General features: G+C 71.4%; 13 protein-coding genes. 8 read left to right on the top strand and 5 right to left on the bottom strand.

What is annotated here, in order from left to right; all coding sequences use genetic code 11:
- The first annotated feature begins 46 nt into the window (after positions 1-46).
- Both ACFO3J_RS13645 and def read left to right on the top strand, forming a co-directional pair.
- Positions 47-1,051: a tetratricopeptide repeat protein gene (locus tag ACFO3J_RS13645; protein WP_386429545.1), complete on the top strand. Its 1,005-nt coding sequence runs from the start codon at positions 47-49 to the stop codon at positions 1,049-1,051.
- Between the two features lie 95 nt (positions 1,052-1,146).
- Positions 1,147-1,770 (top strand): peptide deformylase, encoded by a 624-nt coding sequence (def, locus tag ACFO3J_RS13640; protein ID WP_386429543.1) that lies wholly within the window; start codon positions 1,147-1,149, stop codon positions 1,768-1,770.
- Positions 1,771-1,860: 90 nt separating this feature from the next.
- Here the strand turns inward: def and ACFO3J_RS13635 are convergent, their stop codons facing one another.
- The 5 genes from ACFO3J_RS13635 to ACFO3J_RS13615 all read right to left on the bottom strand — a co-directional run bounded on the left by ACFO3J_RS13635 (position 1,861) and on the right by ACFO3J_RS13615 (position 8,619).
- Complete coding sequence (locus tag ACFO3J_RS13635; protein ID WP_386430205.1) at positions 1,861-2,937, bottom strand: ribonucleotide-diphosphate reductase subunit beta; 1,077 nt, start codon at positions 2,935-2,937, stop codon at positions 1,861-1,863.
- The gene (locus ACFO3J_RS13630) at positions 2,937-5,339 is read right to left on the bottom strand and encodes a ribonucleoside-diphosphate reductase subunit alpha (protein ID WP_386429541.1); all 2,403 of its coding nucleotides are present in this window, start codon (positions 5,337-5,339) and stop codon (positions 2,937-2,939) included. Before ACFO3J_RS13630 ends, ACFO3J_RS13635 begins: the two co-directional genes overlap by 1 nt.
- A gap of 432 nt (positions 5,340-5,771) precedes the next feature.
- Positions 5,772-7,421 carry a monocarboxylate uptake permease MctP gene (gene mctP / locus ACFO3J_RS13625; RefSeq protein ID WP_386429539.1) on the bottom strand — a complete coding sequence of 550 codons (1,650 nt, stop codon included), beginning with the start codon at positions 7,419-7,421 and terminating at the stop codon, positions 5,772-5,774.
- A complete protein-coding gene (locus tag ACFO3J_RS13620) occupies positions 7,418-7,720 on the bottom strand; it encodes a DUF3311 domain-containing protein (RefSeq protein WP_386429538.1) in 303 nt (100 codons plus the stop codon). Before ACFO3J_RS13620 ends, mctP begins: the two co-directional genes overlap by 4 nt.
- Before the next feature lie 128 nt (positions 7,721-7,848).
- Positions 7,849-8,619, bottom strand: coding sequence for a GntR family transcriptional regulator (locus tag ACFO3J_RS13615; protein ID WP_386429536.1), 771 nt, complete (start codon positions 8,617-8,619; stop codon positions 7,849-7,851).
- Positions 8,620-8,939: 320 nt separating this feature from the next.
- Here ACFO3J_RS13615 and ACFO3J_RS13610 point away from each other — a divergent pair, with 320 nt between their 5' ends.
- From ACFO3J_RS13610 to ACFO3J_RS13585, 6 genes are all read left to right on the top strand, one after another.
- Positions 8,940-10,235 (top strand): extracellular solute-binding protein, encoded by a 1,296-nt coding sequence (locus ACFO3J_RS13610; RefSeq protein WP_386429534.1) that lies wholly within the window; start codon positions 8,940-8,942, stop codon positions 10,233-10,235.
- A gap of 188 nt (positions 10,236-10,423) precedes the next feature.
- A complete protein-coding gene (locus tag ACFO3J_RS13605; protein ID WP_386429532.1) occupies positions 10,424-11,425 on the top strand; it encodes a carbohydrate ABC transporter permease in 1,002 nt (333 codons plus the stop codon).
- Complete coding sequence (locus ACFO3J_RS13600; RefSeq protein ID WP_386429530.1) at positions 11,422-12,315, top strand: carbohydrate ABC transporter permease; 894 nt, start codon at positions 11,422-11,424, stop codon at positions 12,313-12,315. The genes ACFO3J_RS13605 and ACFO3J_RS13600 overlap by 4 nt, the downstream gene beginning before the upstream one ends.
- Positions 12,312-13,886: a glycoside hydrolase family 3 protein gene (locus ACFO3J_RS13595; protein WP_386429528.1), complete on the top strand. Its 1,575-nt coding sequence runs from the start codon at positions 12,312-12,314 to the stop codon at positions 13,884-13,886. Before ACFO3J_RS13600 ends, ACFO3J_RS13595 begins: the two co-directional genes overlap by 4 nt.
- An 822-nt stretch (positions 13,887-14,708) precedes the next feature.
- On the top strand, positions 14,709-15,923 hold the full coding sequence (locus ACFO3J_RS13590; protein ID WP_386429527.1) for an IS701 family transposase: 1,215 nt from the start codon (positions 14,709-14,711) through the stop codon (positions 15,921-15,923).
- A 496-nt stretch (positions 15,924-16,419) separates the two neighbouring features.
- Positions 16,420-18,360 (top strand): helix-turn-helix domain-containing protein, encoded by a 1,941-nt coding sequence (locus ACFO3J_RS13585; RefSeq protein ID WP_386429526.1) that lies wholly within the window; start codon positions 16,420-16,422, stop codon positions 18,358-18,360.
- The last annotated feature ends 6 nt before the right edge of the window (positions 18,361-18,366 follow it).

Genomic DNA, 18,366 nt, shown 5'->3' with positions numbered 1-18,366 from the left:
CGACGTCCTGGCAGTGATCGGCTGAGCGGGCAGGCGGGAAACGACGTTGAAGATCTTCGGAAGAGTGCGGCACCGGCCGTCGCCGACCTGGCGTCAGGCCACTGACCGGGCGTTCTCGCTGATCGACGACGGCCGTTACGAGGACGCCGGCGCCCTGCTGACCCGGGCCGCCGACCTGGAGCCGTGGCTGTCGGAGTCCTGGTACAACCTGGCGCTGCTGCACAAGTTCCGGCACGACTGGACCCAGGCCCGGATCGCGGGCCTGCGGGCCGTCGCGCTGCTGGACCGGCCGGTCGGCGCCCCGGACTGGTGGAATCTGGGCATCGCCGCGACCGCGCTGCAGGACTGGCCGCTGGCCCGCCGCTCCTGGCAGGCCTACGGCATGCGGATGCCGGCCGGCACCTCGGTGCACACCGGCGAGGAGTCGGTCCGGATGCCGCTGGGCAGCGCCGCCGTACGGCTGTCCCCGGAGGGTGAGGCCGAGGTGGTCTGGGGCCGCAGGCTCGACCCGGCCCGGATCGAGGTGCTGTCCATCCCGCTGCCGTCCTCCGGCCGCCGCTGGGGCGAGGTCGTCCTGCACGACGGGGTGCCGCACGGCGAGAGAGCCACCGACGAGGGGGAGGGCGGCGCCGTCTACCCGGTCTTCGACGAGATCGAGCTGTGGGCGCCCTCCCCGGTGCCGACATGGCTGGTGCTGCTCGAAGCCGCCAGCGAGGCCGACCGCAACGCGCTGGAGCGGCTGGCCGCCGAGGCCGGATACGCCGCCGAGGACTGGTCGTCGTCGGTGCGATTGCTGTGCCGCACCTGCTCGGAGAGCCGGATGCCCACCGACGACGGCTCGGCCACCACCCGCGACCCGCACGACCAGGGCGAACCCGGCCACCCCGGCCACCTGAGCCATCTCAGCCCCGGCACCGAGGACGTCCCCTGGTCCCCGGAGCGCGAATGCGGTATCGCCGCGCCCGCCCCGCTGGTGCACGGCCTGCTGGACGGCTGGGTGGCGGACAGCCCGGACACCCGGGACTGGCGGGACCTCGAAGAAGTCTGCTGAGCAAGCAGCCCCGTCCTTGTTCAGGTGCCGCCCTCTTGCCGCGCCCCGTACCCTTGGGAGGATCGTTCACGGTTCCCGGAAGGCGTACGGCGGAGATGTCCCAGCAGCAGACCGAGCACGGCCAGGAGTTCCTCGACGACGTCACGGACGCCGAGGCGCGCGAGCAGGCGCACCGCGAGCGCGGGACGGTACGTCCGATCACGGTGGTCGGCAATCCCGTACTGCACCGTGAGTGTGCGGACGTCACCTCCTTCGACGACGAGCTGGCCGCGCTGATCGACGACATGTTCGCCTCGCAGCGGGCCGCCGAGGGCGTGGGCCTGGCGGCCAACCAGATCGGCGTGAGCCTCAAGGTCTTCGTCTACGACTGCCCCGACGACGACAACGAGCGGCACGTCGGCGCGATCTGCAACCCCGTGCTGGAGGAACTGCCCGCCGAGCAGCGGCACTTGGACGACTCCAACGAGGGCTGCCTGTCGGTGCCCGGTGCCTATATGGAACTGGCCCGCCCGGACTACGCGGTGGTGCGCGGCCAGGACCCGCAGGGCAACCCGGTCCGGGTGCACGGCCGGGGCTACTTCGCCCGCTGCCTCCAGCACGAGACCGACCACCTCTACGGCCGCCTCTACATCGACCGGCTGTCCAAGCGGGAACGTAAGGACGTCATGCAGCAGATGGCCGAGGCGACCCCGAAGTTCGAGACCGTCCCGAACGACTGAGCCGGGCCCCCGGCCCGGGCCCGGTCGTCCGGGACGGTCACATCAGGTCGTCAGGTCGTCGGGGCAGCAGGCCGTCGCGGTCGCCGCCGGCTAGAAGTCCTCGTCGAGGGCCACCGAGCCCTCGACGGCGACCTGATAGGCCGACGGGCGCCGCTCGAAGAAGTTCGTCAGCTCCTGGACCCCCTGCAACTCCATGAAGGAGAAGGGGTTCTGGGAGCCGTACACCGGGGCGAAGCCCAGCCGGACCAGCCGCTGGTCGGCCACGCACTCCAGATACGCGCGCATCGACTCGGTGTTCATCCCCGGCAGCCCGTCCCCGCACAGGTCCCGGCCGAACTGGAGCTCCGCCTCGACGGCTTCGCGCAGCATGTCGGTGACCTGCTCCCGCAACTCCTCGTCGAACAGGTCCGGTTCCTCCTTGCGTACGGTGTCGACCACCTCGAAGGCGAAGCTCATATGCATCGTCTCGTCGCGGAACACCCAGTTGGTGCCGGTCGCCAGGCCGTGCAGCAGCCCCCGGGAGCGGAACCAGTAGACATAGGCGAAGGCACCGTAGAAGAACAGGCCCTCGATACAGGCCGCGAAGCAGATCAGGTTGAGCAGGAAGCGGCGGCGGTCGGCTCGGGTGTCGAGCCGGCCGATGTTCTCCACCGAGTCCATCCAGCGGAAGCAGAACTGCGCCTTCTCCCGGATGGACGGGATGTTCTCGACCGCGGCGAAGGCCGCCGTGCGGTCCTCCGGATCGGGCAGATAGGTGTCCAGCAGCGTCAGATAGAACTGGACGTGCACGGCCTCCTCGAACAGCTGCCGCGACAGATACAGGCGCGCTTCGGGGGAGTTGATGTGCCGATAGAGGGTGAGCACCAGGTTGTTGGACACGATCGAGTCGCCGGTGGCGAAGAAGGCCACCAGCCGGCCGATCAAGTGCTGCTCGGCGGCGGTGAGTTTGGCAAGGTCCGCGACGTCGGAGTGGAGGTCGACCTCCTCCACCGTCCAGGTGTTCTTGATGGCGTCGCGGTAGCGCTCGTAGAAGTCGGGGTAGCGCATCGGGCGCAGGGTCAGTTCGAAGCCGGGGTCGAGCAGGTTCTTGCGGACCGCGGGGGCGGGCGTGGTGCCCGTGGTGGTGGCCGTGACGGCGGTCGCGTCGGTGGGGACGGTGCTGGTCATTACTGGCATGCCTCGCAGGATTCGGGGTTCTCCAGGGAGCAGGCGACCGCGTCGGGATCGGGGACCACCGGGACGGGGACGGGTGCCGCCTGGGCGGCGCGGGCGATCCGGGTGGCCGGGCGGGACCGCAGATAGTAGGTGGTCTTCAGGCCCTGCTTCCAGGCGTAGGCGTACATCGAGCTGAGCTTGCCGATGGTCGGCGTCTCCAGGAACAGGTTCAGCGACTGGCTCTGGTCGAGGAACGGCGTACGGGCCGCCGCCATGTCGATCAGGCCGCGCTGCGGGATCTCCCAGGCGGTGCGGTACAGCTCGCGTACCCCGGCCGGGATCCAACCGAAGCCCTGGACCGAGCCGTTGGCCTCGCGCAGGGCCTCACGGGACTGCGCGTCCCACACCCCGAGCTGCTTGAGCTCGGCCACCAGGTAGGAGTTGACCTGGAGGAACTCGCCGGAGAGCGTCTCGCGCTTGAAGAGGTTGGAGACCTGCGGCTCGATGCACTCGTAAGCGCCCGCGATGGACGCGATGGTGGCGGTCGGGGCGATGGCCAGCAGCAGCGCGTTGCGCATCCCGGTGGCCGCCACCCGCTCCCGCAGCGCGGCCCACCGCTCGGGCCAGTGGAAGTCCACCCCGAAATGGTCGGGGTGCAGCACCCCGGCCGCGGTACGCGTCCTGTCCCAGGCCGGCAGCGGCCCGTCGCGCTCGGCGAGGTCGCAGGACGCCTCGTAGGCGGCGAGCATCACCCGCTCGGCGATCCGGGTGGACAGCGCCCTGGCCTCGGCGGAGTCGAAGGGCAGCCGCAGCTTGAAGAACACGTCCTGCAGGCCCATCACGCCCAGGCCCACCGGGCGCCATTTGGCGTTGGAGCGGCCGGCCTGCTCGGTCGGGTAGAAGTTGATGTCCACCACCCGGTCCAGGAAGGTCACGGCGGTGCGGACCGTCTCGTCCAGCCGCCGCCAGTCCATGTCCCCGTCCGGGGCGCCCGGCGTGACGAACGCGCCGAGGTTGACCGAGCCGAGGTTGCACACGGCGGTCTCGTCGTCGTCGGTGACTTCGAGGATCTCGGTGCACAGGTTGGAGGAGTGCACGGTGTGGCCGGGCAGCGCGGTCTGGTTGGCGGTGCGGTTGGCGGCGTCCTTGAAGGTCATCCAGCCCTGGCCGGTCTGGGCGAGCGTACGCATCATCCGGCCGTACAGCTCCCGTGCGGCGATGGTGCGCACCGCCAGACCCGCCGCCTCCGCGCGGTGATAGGCCGCGTCGAAGTCGGCGCCCCACAGGTCGACCAGTTCCGGCACGTCGGCGGGCGAGAACAGCGACCAGGAGCCGTCCGCCTCGACCCTCCTCATGAACTCGTCCGGCACCCAGTGGGCCAGATTGAGGTTGTGGGTGCGGCGGGCGTCCTCGCCGGTGTTGTCCCGCAGCTCCAGGAACTCCTCGATGTCGGCGTGCCAGGTCTCCAGATAGACCGCCGCCGCGCCCTTGCGGCGGCCGCCCTGATTGACGGCGGCCACTGACGCGTCGAGCGTCTTCAGGAACGGCACGATGCCGTTGGAGTGCCCGTTGGTGCCGCGGATCAGCGAACCGCGGGCGCGCACCCGGGAGTAGGGCAGACCGATGCCGCCGGCGTGCTTGGACAGCCTCGCCACCTGGTGGTAGCGGTCGTAGATCGAGTCGAGTTCGTCCAGCGGGGAGTCCAGCAGGTAGCAGGAGGACATCTGCGGGTGCCGGGTACCGGAGTTGAAAAGGGTGGGGGAGCTGGGCAGGTAGTCCAGGGCGCTCATCAGCCGGTAGAGCGAGGCCACTTCGTCCAGCGCGGCGGCGGAGTCGTCCCCGGCGAGCCCGGCGGCCACCCGCAGCATGAAGTGCTGCGGGGTCTCGATCACCTGCCGGGTGATCGGGTGCCGCAGCAGATAGCGGCTGTGCAGGGTGCGCAGCCCGAAGTAGCCGAAGCGGTCGTCGGCGCCGTCGGCGAGCGCCCGCTCGACCAGCGCGTCCAGCCCGGCCGCGTGCAGGGTCACGAACCGCGCGGTGCGGTCGGCGATCAGTCCCTCGCGGTGGCCGACCGCGATCGAGGCGGAGAAGGACACCGCGCCCTGGCCGGCCGCCTCGGCGGCGATGGTACGGGTCAGCAGGCGGGCGGCGAGCCGCGAGTAGGCCGGGTCGTCGGAGATGAGCCCGGCCGCGGCCTCGGTGGCCAGCGAGCGCAGCTCGGCCTCGTCCGAGGCGGCGTTGCGGCCGCGCAGCGCGGCGGCGGCCACCCGGTCGGCGTCGGTGTCGGGGAGGTCCGCGGTGAGCGCCGTGAGAAGCCGCAGCAGCCGGGTGCCGGGCCCGTCGTCCGGTTCCGGTCCGCGGGGCCGTACGGGGCCGGTGGCGGCTGCTGCTGGGTGTTCGGGCGCGATGGTCACGGTGATGCTCTCTCCCTGGGACGCGGCAGCCGCGCGGGGAGGGTGCGGGGGCGGTCGGCGCCGCGTCCCTTCCCGGGCCGCGCGGGCATGCCGTACCGCGTCCGCCGGCCCAATCCGCGAGGCCCGGACGAGTGCTCGGGCCGCTACGGGCGCGGTACGAGCGTGCCGCCGGCAGGCGATCGGGCTGTGCGGGGGCGCTGGCGCGCGGCCGCTCACCGTTGCGGGGCAGCGCCGGATTCGCACCGGCTTCCCCTGCGGGCAGCGGGCTTGAGCATACATGTAGTGCTGCCGGAACAGCGCGGGCCCATATGTTGTGTCGCGCTGCTCTCGCATGACCCCCGTCAGCGCTGGGAGGCGGCCCTGGACGGGCTCAGGATGCTTGGGTGGCCGGCCGCGGCCCGGGGCGATGCGCCCCGGGCCGCGGCGGCACCGTTACGCGCCCGCCGGTTCCGGGAGGCCCGGGGTGATGCCGGGCTCGGTGGGATCGGCACTGGGCCGGGGGTCGGCGAGGTAGTCGGCCCGGGTGGTCTCGTCGAGGCCCTCGGGGGCCTTGGCCGCGCGGAGGACCAGGGTGAGCACCGCCGCGAGCACGATGTTCAGGACGAAGGCGGTCAGACCGATGTAGCCGAGGCGGCCGATGCCCGGGATGTTGGCCGAGTTGCCACCGAAGTGGGCCTGGGTCGGGCTGGCTTGCTGATAGGCCTTCCAGGTGCCGTAGGCCATGCCGGCCGCCCAGCCGGCCAGCAGCGCCCAGCGGTGGAACCAGCGGGTGAAGAGGCCGCCGACTATCGCCGGGACGGTCTGGAGGATCCAGATACCGCCCAGCAGCTGGAAGTTGATCGCGACCGTCTTGTCCATGGTGAGCACGAACGCGAGCGCGCCGACCTTGACCACCAGCGAGACCAGTTTGGACACCTTGGTCTCCTGCGCCGCGGTGGCGTCGGGTTTGAACAGGTCCTTGTAGATGTTGCGGGTGAAGAGGTTGGCCGCCGCGATGGACATGATCGCGGCCGGCACCAGCGCCCCGATGGCGATCGCGGCGAACGCCACTCCGGCGAACCAGGACGGGAACATGTTCTCGAAGAGCTGCGGGATGGCCAGTTGGGCGTTGTAGCCCTTGATCCCCTTGCCGACGCCGGCCGCGATGGCCATGAAGCCCAGCATCGCCAGCAGGCCCAGCATCAGCGAGTACAGCGGCAGGATGGTGGTGTTGCGGCGGATGGTGTCACGGCTCTTGCCCGACAGCACCGCGGTCACCGAGTGCGGGTACAGGAACAACGCCATCGCCGAGCCCAACGCGAGCGTGGCATAGGCCCATTGGGCCTGCGGCGCGCTCACCAGCGAGCCGCGCGGTTTACCGGTGGCCGGGTTGGTCATCTTGTAGGCGGCGTCCGCCTTGTTGAAGATGGAGTCGAACCCGCCCAGTTTGTAGGGGATGTAGATGATCGCCACCACTATGACGATGTAGATCAGCGCGTCCTTGACGAAGGCGATCAGGGCCGGGGCCCGCAGTCCCGAGGAGTAGGTGAAGGCGGCCAGCACGCCGAAGGCGATCAGCAGCGGCAGATCCTTCACGAACCAGTTGGCCGAGTCGCCGCCGCCCACCCCCATCACGTCGAGCACCGCCTGGATGCCGACGAGTTGGAGGGCGATGTACGGCATGGTGGCGATGATGCCGGTGATCGCCATCGCCACCGACAGGCTCTTGGAGCCGAACCGCCCGCGGATGAAGTCCGAGGAGGTCACATAGCCGTGCCGGTGGGACACCGACCACAGCCGCGGCAGGAAGAGGAAGACCAGCGGGTAGGTGATGATCGTGTACGGCACCGCGAAGAAGCCGGCCGCGCCCGCGCCGTAGATCGCGGCGGGCACGGCGACGAAGGTGTAGGCGGTGTAGAGGTCGCCGCCCAGCAGGAACCAGGTGACCCAGGTGCCGAAGCTCCGGCCGCCCAGGCCCCATTCGTCCAGGTGCAGGGCGTTCTCGGCGCGCCGCCAGCGGGAGGCGAGGAAGCCGAGCACCGTGACGGCGAGGAAGAAGAACACGCAGACGCCGAGCGCGACGCCGTTCACTCCGTCCTTCACCGGACCTCACCCGCCTCGCGGGTCCGCTGCTCACGCCGTACCAGCACATACGCGGCGTAGGTGAGCGCCGCGGTCAGCGGCACCCAGAGCATCTGGTACCAGTAGAAGAACGGGATCCCGATGAACCGGGGCGTCAGCCGGGCGTAGGAGTTCACCCACAGCAGGGCGACGAACGGGACCAGCAGGCAGAGCCCGACGAGGACCCGGGCGGCGGTGACGACCGGTGGTCGGGCCGGTAAGCCGGGCGGATTCGGTGGTGTTGCGGACTTCTGGCTCGGTAGATCCGGTTGATCCGACATGGGTGCGGCTCCCGTCCCCTTGCGCGACGACTGTGACTGCCGGGAATCTAGGGGAGGGGAGCGGCGCACGTCACCAGGTGTGCACGCATCTCACCCGACTGAGATGCGCGCGCCGGTCGCGGGGCCGGTCAGTCGATGGGCCGGCTCAGCCTCGCCACGAACTTGTAGCGGTCGCCGCGGTACACCGACCGTACCCATTCGACCGGTTCGCCCGTGGTGTCGATCGAGTGCCGGGAGAGCATCAGCATCGGCAGGCCCACGTCGGTGCCGAGCAGGCCGGCCTCGCGCGGGGTGGCCAGTGAGGTCTCGATGGTCTCCTCCGCCTCGGCCAGGCGCACGTCGTAGACCTCGGCCAGCGCGGTGTACAGCGAGGTGTACTTGGCCAGGCTGCGGCGCAGCGCGGGGAAGCGCTTGGCGGACAGGTGAGTGGTCTCTATGGCCATCGGCTCGCTGTTGGCCAGCCGCAGCCGCTCGATGCGCAGCACCCGGCCGCCGGCCTTCATGTCGAGCAGTTCGGCGAGCCGGTCGTCGGCGGTGATGTAGCCGATGTCCAGCAGCTGGGAGGTGGGTTCGAGGCCCTGTGCCCGCATGTCCTCCGTGTAGGAGGTGAGCTGGAGCGCCTGGGAGACCTTGGGCTTGGCCACGAAGGTGCCCTTGCCCTGGATGCGTTCCAGCCGGCCCTCGACCACGAGTTCCTGCAGCGCCTGCCGGACGGTGGTGCGCGAGGTGTCGAACTCCGTGGCCAGCGTGCGTTCTGGTGGAACGGGGGTACCGGGCGGCATTGTCTGGGTAATGTCCAGCAGGTGGCGCTTGAGCCGGTAGTACTTGGGCACGCGGGCGGTCCGGCCCGCGGCGCCGCTCGCGGTGGCCTCCGTCGCCGTGCCCCCGTCGCTGTCCATGACGTGTACTCCCGACTGCTGTCGTGCTGCCGTCACCGGCTCCTCCGTTGATAGCGGCTCACATCGTGACATGGGCGGTAGTGGCGGAGGGAAGCGGTAGGTGGCTGATCCCCCTCAGGTGTCGGTCCGATAACAGACCCGACGGGTGTTCTTATACACCCTTGACACCCCTAAAGGTCTAGGCCAAGCTCCGGGTACTGGTCTAAACCATTAAAGACCAATCCCAGACCCACGAGCTGGACGCGGCCTTCGTGTCTCGCAGCGACCGGCATTTCGGGCGGTGGGGGGAGTTTTGGGGCATCATCCTTGAGGAGGGTGGCGTGAAGCGCAAGCTCATCGCGGCAATCGGCGTCGCGACCATGTTCGTTGCTGTTGCGGCCTGTGGGTCGGACAAGAAGGACGACAAGGCCGCGGCCAATCCGGCCGACCGCACCGGCACGGTGACCGTCTGGCTGATGGCGGAATCCCAGAGCACCTGGCCCGAACTGGTCAAGGACACCACCGCTCAGTTCAAGGCGAAGTACCCCAAGGTCGACCTCAAGATCCAGTACCAGCAGTGGAGCGACAAGGTACAGAAGCTGGACGCCGCGCTGTCCGGCTCCAGCGCCCCCGACGTGGTCGAGCTCGGCAACACCGAGACCCAGACCTACATCCTCAACGGCGCCCTCGCCCAGGTGGACAAGAAGCAGTTCGCCAACTCCGACACCTGGATCAAGGGCCTGGAGGACACCTGCACCTACCAGGGCAAGCTCTTCTGCGTGCCCTACTACGCCGGTGCCCGTGTCGCGATCTACAACGCCGTCGACTTCAAGGCCGCCACCGGCTCGGACACCTTCCCGGCCACCGAGGACGCGCTGACCGCCGCCCTGGACAAGGTCGAGGCCAAGAAGGGCGCCGACAAGACCTACTCGCCGCTCTACCTGCCGGGCCAGTACTGGTACGCGGCCATGTCGTACGTGAAGGCGTACGGCGGCGCCATCGCCACCACCGACGGCACCAAGTGGACCGCCAGCCTGGAGACCCCGCAGGCGCAGCAGGGCATCCAGCACTACATCGACCTGGTCAAGAAGTACAACCACGGCGACCAGACCAAGGACGAGCAGGACCAGGACGCCATCGCGGCGCAGTCCAAGGTCGGCCTGCTCTACGGCAACGGCTGGGAGGCCGGCGCCATCGTGACCCCGCCGGCCGGCAACGCCAAGCTCAAGGACGCCTTCAAGACGGCCACCATGCCCGGCCCCAACGGCAAGGCGCTGCCGTCCTTCATCGGCGGCTCCGACCTCGCGGTGATCAGCAAGTCCAAGGTGCAGGACCTGGCCAAGGAGTTCATCGCCGACTACACCAGCGAGAAGAACGAGGCCATCCTCGTCACCAAGGCGACGCTGCCGAACAACACCAAGCAGCTGGAGCCGATGAAGGCGGACCCGGCCACCGCCGCTGCCGCCAACGCGGTGCCCGACGCCTGGTTCACCCCGATCGCGCCCGGCTGGGCCTCGATCGAGAAGCAGGGTGTCCTCAAGACGATGCTGCTCGACATCCTGAAGGGCAAGTCCGTCGCGGACGCCACCAAGGAAGCCGACGCCAAGATCAACTCGCTGATCAACACCGCCGGCTGATCCGGCGACAGCCATCGGGAGGGCGGTCCGCGCGAGCGGGCCGCCCGCCCCGGCATCCCGGCCGGAACGCAGGCCGGGATGCCGGCACCGGACACCGGCCGGAACGCCCGCGGGGACACCGGCAGGCATCCCGGCCGGGACACCGGACTTGAGTACCGGCATGGACACCGAAGGAAAGGTCAGCGCAGATGAGTGCCGCCGACACGCATGAACAGGTGGTGGGGGGCCGCCCGTTGAACCCGCCGCCGGCCTCGCACCGGCCCGCCCTGACCGGCGCCCGCCGCACCGGCCCACGCAATCGGCGCGGCAGATCGCTGCCGTATCTGCTGATCGCCCCCGCGCTGCTGGTCATGGTCGCGGTCCTCGGCTATCCGCTGGTCGACACCATCGTGCTGTCCTTCCAGGACGAGCGCCGCAACAACCTGTGGATGGGCATATCGCCGCCCTGGGTCGGCTTCGACCAGTACAGCTCGGTGCTCGGCGACGGCGTGTTCTGGTCGGTGGTGCTCCGTACGGTGGTCTTCGTGATCGTCTGCGTGGTCGGCACCATGGGCCTGGGCCTGCTGATCGCGCTGCTGATGACGAAGGTGTCCAACTGGGTCCGGGTCACGATGAGTTCGGTGATGATCGCGGTGTGGGCGATGCCGCTGCTGGTCGCGACCTCGATCTTCAAGTTCATGTTCGACTCCGACTACGGCCTGGTCGACCAGATGCTCACCCGGCTGCCCGGTATCGACTACACCCGGCACAACTGGTTCCTCGATCCGACCACCGGTATGGCGATCATCGCCGGGCTGGTGATCTGGGGCGCCATCCCCTTCATCGCGATCAGCCTGCACGCGGCGCTCACCCAGGTCCCCAAGGAGTTGGAGGAGGCGGCGCGGATCGACGGCGCCCGCGGATTCGGTATCTTCCGGTTTGTGACCTTCCCGGTGATCAAGCCGGTCTTCGTGATGACCAGCACCCTGTCGGTGATCTGGGACTTCGGCGTCCTCGGCCAGATCCTGCTGATGCGCAACGGCCAGCCCGAGCAGGACTACCAGCTCCTCGGCCTCTACTCCTACACCCAGGCGTTCACGGTCAACTCCTTCAGCCGGGGAGCGGCCATCTCGGTCATCACCGTGCTGCTGCTGTCCGGAGTCGCCGTCTACTACCTGCGCCAGCTGCTGAAGATCGGAGAGGTCGAGTGAGCATCGCCGCCCAGACCGGCCCCGCGACCGTCGCCGAGACGCCCGCGGCCAGGCAGGTCTACACCACCCCGAAGAAGCGCCGGGCCGGCTGGAACGTGCTCGGTCTGATCACCGCCGTGATCATGGGCTTCCCGGTGTACTGGATGATCATCACCGCGCTCCGTCCGAGCGACGAGATCCTCAGCTTCCACCAGAAGCTCTACCCGAGTTCGCTCACCCTGGCGCAGTTCCGCCGGGCGATGGCCATGCCCAACTTCTGGAACAACGCCAAGAGCAGCGTGATCATCTCGGTCTTCTCGGTGGTCATCGCCATCGGCATCGGCCTGCTGGCCGCCTACGCCATCGGCCGGTTCCACTTCTGGGGCAAGCGCGCGCTGATGATCACCCTGCTGGTGGTCCAGCTGGTCCCGGCCACCTCGATGCTGATCCCGATCTACATCCAGCTGAACAAGGCCGGCGGGCTCAACCAGTACTGGGGCGTCATCGCCGTCTACTCCGCCACCACGCTCCCGTTCTCGGTCTGGATGCTGCGCGGCTTCATCGTCAACATCCCCAAGGAGCTGGAGGAGTCGGCGATGGTCGACGGCTGCAGCCAGCTGTCCGCCTTCCGCCGGGTCATCCTGCCGCTGCTCGCGCCGGGGCTGGTCGCCGCCTCCATCTACGCGCTGATGACGGCGTGGAACGAATACCTGTTCGCGTATGTCCTGCTCCAGGACAACGACAAATACACGCTGAGCGTCTGGCTGCTCGACTTCAACACCACGCGGGGCACGGACTACGGGGCCCTGATGGCGGGCTCGATCCTCATCGCCCTGCCCGTGGTGATCTTCTTCCTGTTCGTCCAGCGCAAGGTGGCCTCCGGTCTGACGGCCGGGGCGGTGAAGGGATGACCGTCATTTCCGTCGACAGCACCGCGGACGCTTCTCCCGAGCCCGGTGGCCCGGCAGACCCCTCCGTCACCCGTGACGCGCTCACCGTCCTCCAGCCCGGCTTCGTCGGCATCAGCGCCCCCGAGTGGGTGCTGCGCCAGCTCGCCGAAGGGCTCGGCGCGGTCGCGGTGTTCTCCCGGAACATCGAATCGGCCGAGCAGCTCACCGCTCTGACCGCTCAGTTGCGGGCGGTACGGCCGGACGTGCTGGTGGCCGCCGACGAGGAGGGCGGCGACGTCACCCGGCTGGAGGCGCGCGGCGGCTCGTCCTTCCCCGGCAATCTCGCGCTCGGCGCGGTGGACGACGTCAAGCTGACCCGGGCGGTGGCCGCCGAACTCGGCCGCCGGCTGGCGCTGTGCGGGGTCAACCTCGACTGGGCGCCGTCCGCCGACGTCAACTCCGACCCGGGCAACCCGGTCATCGGGGTACGGTCCTTCGGCGCGGACCCCGAGCTGGTCGCCCGCAACACCGCGGCCTATGTGGAGGGCCTCCAGTCGGCCGGTGTGGCCGCCTGCGTCAAGCACTTCCCCGGCCACGGCGACACCGCGATCGACTCCCACCACGCGATGCCGCGCATCGATGTGGACCCGGAGACGCTGCGCGAGCGCGAACTCGTACCCTTCCGCGCCGCGTTGGCGGCCGGCAGCAAGGCGGTGATGAGCGCGCACATCCTGGTGCCCTCGCTCGACCCGGAGTTGCCCGCCACGCTCAGCCCCGCCGTGCTCACCGGCCTGCTGCGGGCGCCGAGTTCGGAGGGCGGCCTCGGCTACGACGGGCTCATCGTCACCGACGGCATCGAGATGCAGGCGATCGCGGCGACGTACGGCATCGCCCGCGGCACCGTGATGGCGCTGGCGGCCGGCGCGGACGCGATCTGCGTGGGCGGCGGACTGTCGGACGAGCAGACCGTACTGACCCTGCGGGACGCCATCGTGGCGGCCGTACGGGACGGGTCGCTGCCCGCCGGGCGGCTCGCCGACGCCGCGAACCGGGTACGGCGGCTGGCGGCGTGGACCGCGGAGCGGGCCCGCGCCGGCGCGGCCGAGGCGATCGTCCCCGGCTCCGAGGTCGGCCTGGAGGCCGCCCGCCGGGCGCTGCGGCTCACCCGCTCGGCCGACTTCACACCGCTCGACGCGCCGCCCTTCGTCGCGGCCTTCACGCCGGTGGCCAACATCGCGGTCGGCGATGTCACGCCGTGGGGTGTGGCGGCCGAGCTGGAACGGCTGCTGCCGGGCACCCTCACGGCCACCTACCGCGCGGCGGACGCGGACGGCGACCCGTCCGCCCTCCCCGCCCGCATCCTCGCGGAGGCCGGCTCCCGCCGGCTGGTCGTGGTCGTCCGCGACGCCCACCGCCACGCCTGGATGGCCGACACCTTGGCGGCCGTCCTGACCACCCGCCCCGACACGATCGTTGTCGAGATGGGCGTCCCCCAGGCCCCGCCCACTGGTTCCCTCCACATCGCCACCCACGGCGCGGCTCGCGTCTGCGGCGAGGCGGCGGCCGAGGCGATCGTCGGCCGCGACACGTAACACCACCCGGCGCGCAGCCCGCAGCCCGGGGCCCGACCCCGGGCCGGGCCCCCGGTCGGCGGCGGGGCGTCCGCCAACGCCGTCCGGCGACTCACGCGTCCGACCACGACGTCGGCGCCGCCCTCGCGAACCCAGCAGGCCGGCTCCCGCCGCCTGCGGGCTGCTCTTCGCCCGGGGCGGACGTAGCGGTCGCTGGCGCCGCTGCCGGGTCCCGGCACGGCTGCCCAGCCGGCCCCGCCGGTTGCTCGCCGGGCTTCGGGCGGGCGGATGTTGTGGTCCGGGTCCGGGTGCAGCTGCTGCGGGGGTTGGGCGCCGCCGCCCCGTGAACGTGCGAGGCCGGACCCGCCGGTTGCCTGTTGTCCTTCGGCTGGGCAGGAGCGGTGGGTCGGCTCGGCACTGGTGGCGTTGCCGGGGTCGGGCGCCGTCCTCCCGCCAACGTGCGAGGCCTGACGGCGGTTTGGCGGCTGCTCGCCCGGTGAGCGCGCGAGGCGGATCCCGTGGCCTCGCCCGGGCGGACGGGGTGGCGTCCGTGAGGCGCGGCCCAAGGCGGGCGATCAGCCGGTGCATGCGGCGGGGGTGGGGCTCGAACGCCCCCGGGGGCATCCGTGCAGTGGTGTGGTGCGACCACACATCCTCCACGGGACGGGGAACCTCCCATCGGCCCGAGCGGCAGCGGAAAGTGCCGATCACCCACATCGGCGGCACAAGTGGGTGTCCGGGGAACCTTGGGCGGCCCGCCCGTTCGGCGCAGGGTTGGCGTGCGCACGAAAGGCACCGCACAGCGGGCGGACCGAACAGCGAGTGGGCATACGGGGGAAACGCATGCGCGCAGACGACGTGCTGGGGACCAGGACCGCCGAGGAGCGCCCACCCGCGCCCCCCGTGCCTCCTGTGGCGACCCAGCCGCAGCCCTGGGACGACGGCTCCCTGGCGGAACTCTCCGGCGTCCTGTTCGCCTCACTGGTCCGCAGCGACCAGCGCCGCAGGGGCGACGACTACATCCGGGGCCTGCTGCGGGCCCGTGGCCGCCGGTCCATCCGTAACATCGCCATCGAACTGGGCGGTTCGGCGACCGAGCAGAGCCTGCACCACTTCATCTCCAGCTCCACCTGGGACTGGGTGCCGGTCCGGCGGGCGCTCTCCCGGCACCTGGACAGCAACGTGGGGCCGCTGGCCTGGGTGGTGCGCCCGATGGTGATCCCGAAGACCGGTGAGAACTCGGTCGGCGTGGAGCGGCAGTACATCCCCGAGGCCGGGCAGGTGATCAACGCCCAGCGGGCGGTGGGTGTCTGGGCCGCCACCGAGGAGACCAGCAGCCCGGTCAACTGGCGGCTGCACCTCTCGCCGTCCTGGGCGGAGGACTGGCCGCGGCGCCGGCAGGCGTCCGTCCCCGACGACGTGGTGGCGCAGTCGCTCTGCGACAGCACGATCGACGCCTGCCTCCAGGCCGCGAGCTGGGGGCCGCCCGGGCGGCCGGTGGTGCTGGACGCCCGGGGGGCGGACGTGCCCGCCGTGGTCCAGCGGTTCCGGGCCGCGGGAGTGCCCTTCCTGCTCAGGATCGGCGCCGCCTTCCGGCTGAGCGTGACCGACCGGGCGCTGGTCGGCCGCGGCACCGGTCCGCTGCCGGCCGGGCAGATCGTGCTGATGGCCCGGGACCGGCTGCGGCCGGTGATATGGCGCGACCACACCGCGGCGCTGACCCGCTACAGCCTGGCCGCCTCGCTGCGGGTGCGGCTGCCGGCCGGTGCCGGGCCGGACGCCGCGCGGGCCGACCTCACGCTGCTCGGCGTCACCGAGGACCGCCGGCGGCTGCCGGCCGACCTGTGGATCACCGACCTGGTGGGGGCCCAGCCCTCGGAACTCGTGCGGCTGAGCAGGCTCACCGGGCGGGTGCAGCGCAACTTCGAGGAGACCGCGGACCGGTTGGGCATCCGGGACTACACCGGCCGGTCGTACAACGGCTGGCACCGCCACATGACGCTGGCCTCGGCCGCGCACGCGGTGGCCATGCTGAAGGCGGCGGGCCGGCCCGCCTGATCCGCAGCCGCGCCCCCGGACGCCCGTCCCGCCGCCCCCGCCGGGCCGGCCGGACGGGCGTCCGGCATGTCACCCCCCGTATCCGGCCCGGCGCCCCCGGTCCGGGAACCCGGCCGGCCGGGACCGTACGCCGCCGGACAAGCCCGTCACGCTGCCCACTTGCCCGGCACCACGGCGATGAATGACCATGAACGCGACGAGCGTCATCCGAAGCCACGGGGGTGGGACGAAGCCGATGGGTCGCAGCATGCCCCGGCGCGCCACTTCGGCGGCCCAGCCTCCCGCCCCGGCGGTCGAGGCGGCCGGCCGCGTCCCCCGTGCCCCGGCGCGCCCTTCCTCCTCCGGTTCGTGTCCGGCCGCCGCGCCGTGCGGACCGGCTCCGGGCAGCGGGCCCGGACCCCTCAGCCGCGACCGCGCGCACCCACCCCTCCCCGGATCGGGATCCGCATCAGAAAGCACCGGCCCCACCAGCCGCTTCACACGCTACGGAGAACCGATGTCACAGCTGGACGCGTCCCGCGGCGAGAGCGGTCTGCTGGGGCTCCTCGTCATGAAGGCGTCCCCGGCTGAATACGAGGAACTGCTGCTGAGGACACGGCTGGCCGGGGCGCCGGCGGATGTGGTCCGGAAGACCGAGACCTCGGTGGAGATGGCCCTGCAGATCGACAACCGGCTCCGGCTGCTGGACCGCAGACGGGTCGAACTCGGAGAACTCGTCGACGCGGTCGAGGACTTCGGCGAGCAGCAGGCGCTGGGACCGCTGCTGCGCACCCTCGCCCGGCGGGCCCGCCGGCTCACCCACTCCGACGCCGCCTATGTCACCTTGTGCGACGAGCAGGGCGGCGCGGCCGTCGCGGCCAGCGACGGCGCCATCTCCGCGCTCGCCGCCGAGATCCGGCTGCCGGCCGGCCGCGGCATGGCGGGGGACGCGGTCGCCCACCGGGCGGCGGTGTGGACCGCCGACTATCTGCGGGACACCGGGGTGACCCGCAGCGAGGAACTGGACGGGATGGTCGTCGCCGAGGGCATCTCCGCGCTGCTCGCCGTCCCGCTGCGCACCGCCGAGCGGGTGCTCGGGGTGCTGTTCGTCGCCGAGCGGGCCGCGCATGACTTCACCCCCGACGAGGTCGCCCGGGCCACCGCGCTGGCCGACCACGCCGCCACCGTGGTGGAACGCACCCGGGCGCTGGAGGAGACCAGGATCCGGCTGGCCTTCGTCGCCGGCCTCCAGGACCGGCTGCGCGCCGAGATCCGGACCGAGCGGGAGGCCGCGGACTGCGGCCGGCAGATGATCGAGTCGGCGCTGGCCGGCGGGGACGCCCAGGAACTGGTCACCACCGCCGCGAAGGCGCTGGCCGGCGCCGTGGTGCTGCGCGACGGCGACGACGCGGTCGTCGCCCAGTACGGCGACCTCACCGACGTCTCGGCCGAAGAGGCCGAAGAGGTGGCCGGGGCGGTGCTGGAGGCGCGGACGGAGAACCGCGGCGTCCATCTGCCCAGCGGCGTCAGCGCGCTCCCGGTCCGGGCCGGCGGCGAGGATCTGGGCGCGCTGGTGCTGCGCGGGCGGCGGATCAGGGACGACGTGGATCTGCGGCTGCTGCGCCACGCGGCGTCGGCCGCCGCGATCCACGCGCTCTCGGCGCGCGGCGCGGGCCGCACCCGCCGGGTCGGCGACGAGGCGCTGGACGCGCTGCTCAGCGGGGCGCCGTGCGGGGAACCTCCGGCCGTCCGGCAGCCGGCCACGCCGCTCGGCCTGGACCTGGCCCGCCCGCATGTCGTGGTGGTGGTCAGGATCGAGACCGGCCAGCGCGGCCGTATCACGATGTGGGCCGCCGCCCACGCGGCCCGGACCGGCGGGATGAAGGTCGTCCGCGACAGCCACCTGGTGCTGCTGCTCCCCGGCGACGAGCCGGGGCCGGTGACCCGGACAGTGGCCGCGGAGCTGGGCCGCGCGCTCGGCCGTCCGGTGAAGGCCGGGGGAGCCGCGGTGTCGGGCGGCTCCGACGGGGTGCCGCGCGCCCACCAGGAGGCGGTGCGCTGCCTGGAGGCCCTGACCGCGCTCGGCGGCGAGGGCGTGGCCGCCACCGCGCGGGAGCTGGGCTTCGTGGGGATGCTGCTGGGCGACAACCGGGACGTGGGCGGCTTCCTCGACGCCACCCTCGGCCCGGTACTGGCCTACGACGCGGAGCGCTCCACGGACCTGGAGGGGACCCTGGCCGCCTACTTCGCGGTCGGCGGCAGCCCCACCTACGCCGCCGAAGCCCTCCAGGTGCATCCCAACACCGTGGTCAGACGGCTGGAGCGGGTCTCCCAACTCCTCGGGCCCGACTGGCAGAAGGCCGGTGCGAGCCTGCAGATCCAGCTCGCGCTGCAACTGCGCCGGGTCCGCGACTCGCTGGAGGCCGGCGACCCGGCCCCGGCCGCCGCCGCGTCCTGACGCCGC

This window comes from Streptomyces polygonati, from assembly GCF_042650325.1.
Classification (GTDB): domain Bacteria; phylum Actinomycetota; class Actinomycetes; order Streptomycetales; family Streptomycetaceae; genus Actinacidiphila; species Actinacidiphila polygonati.
The sequence above is the reverse complement of the archived record's forward strand: the minus strand, read 5'-3'. Positions and strand labels throughout refer to the sequence as shown.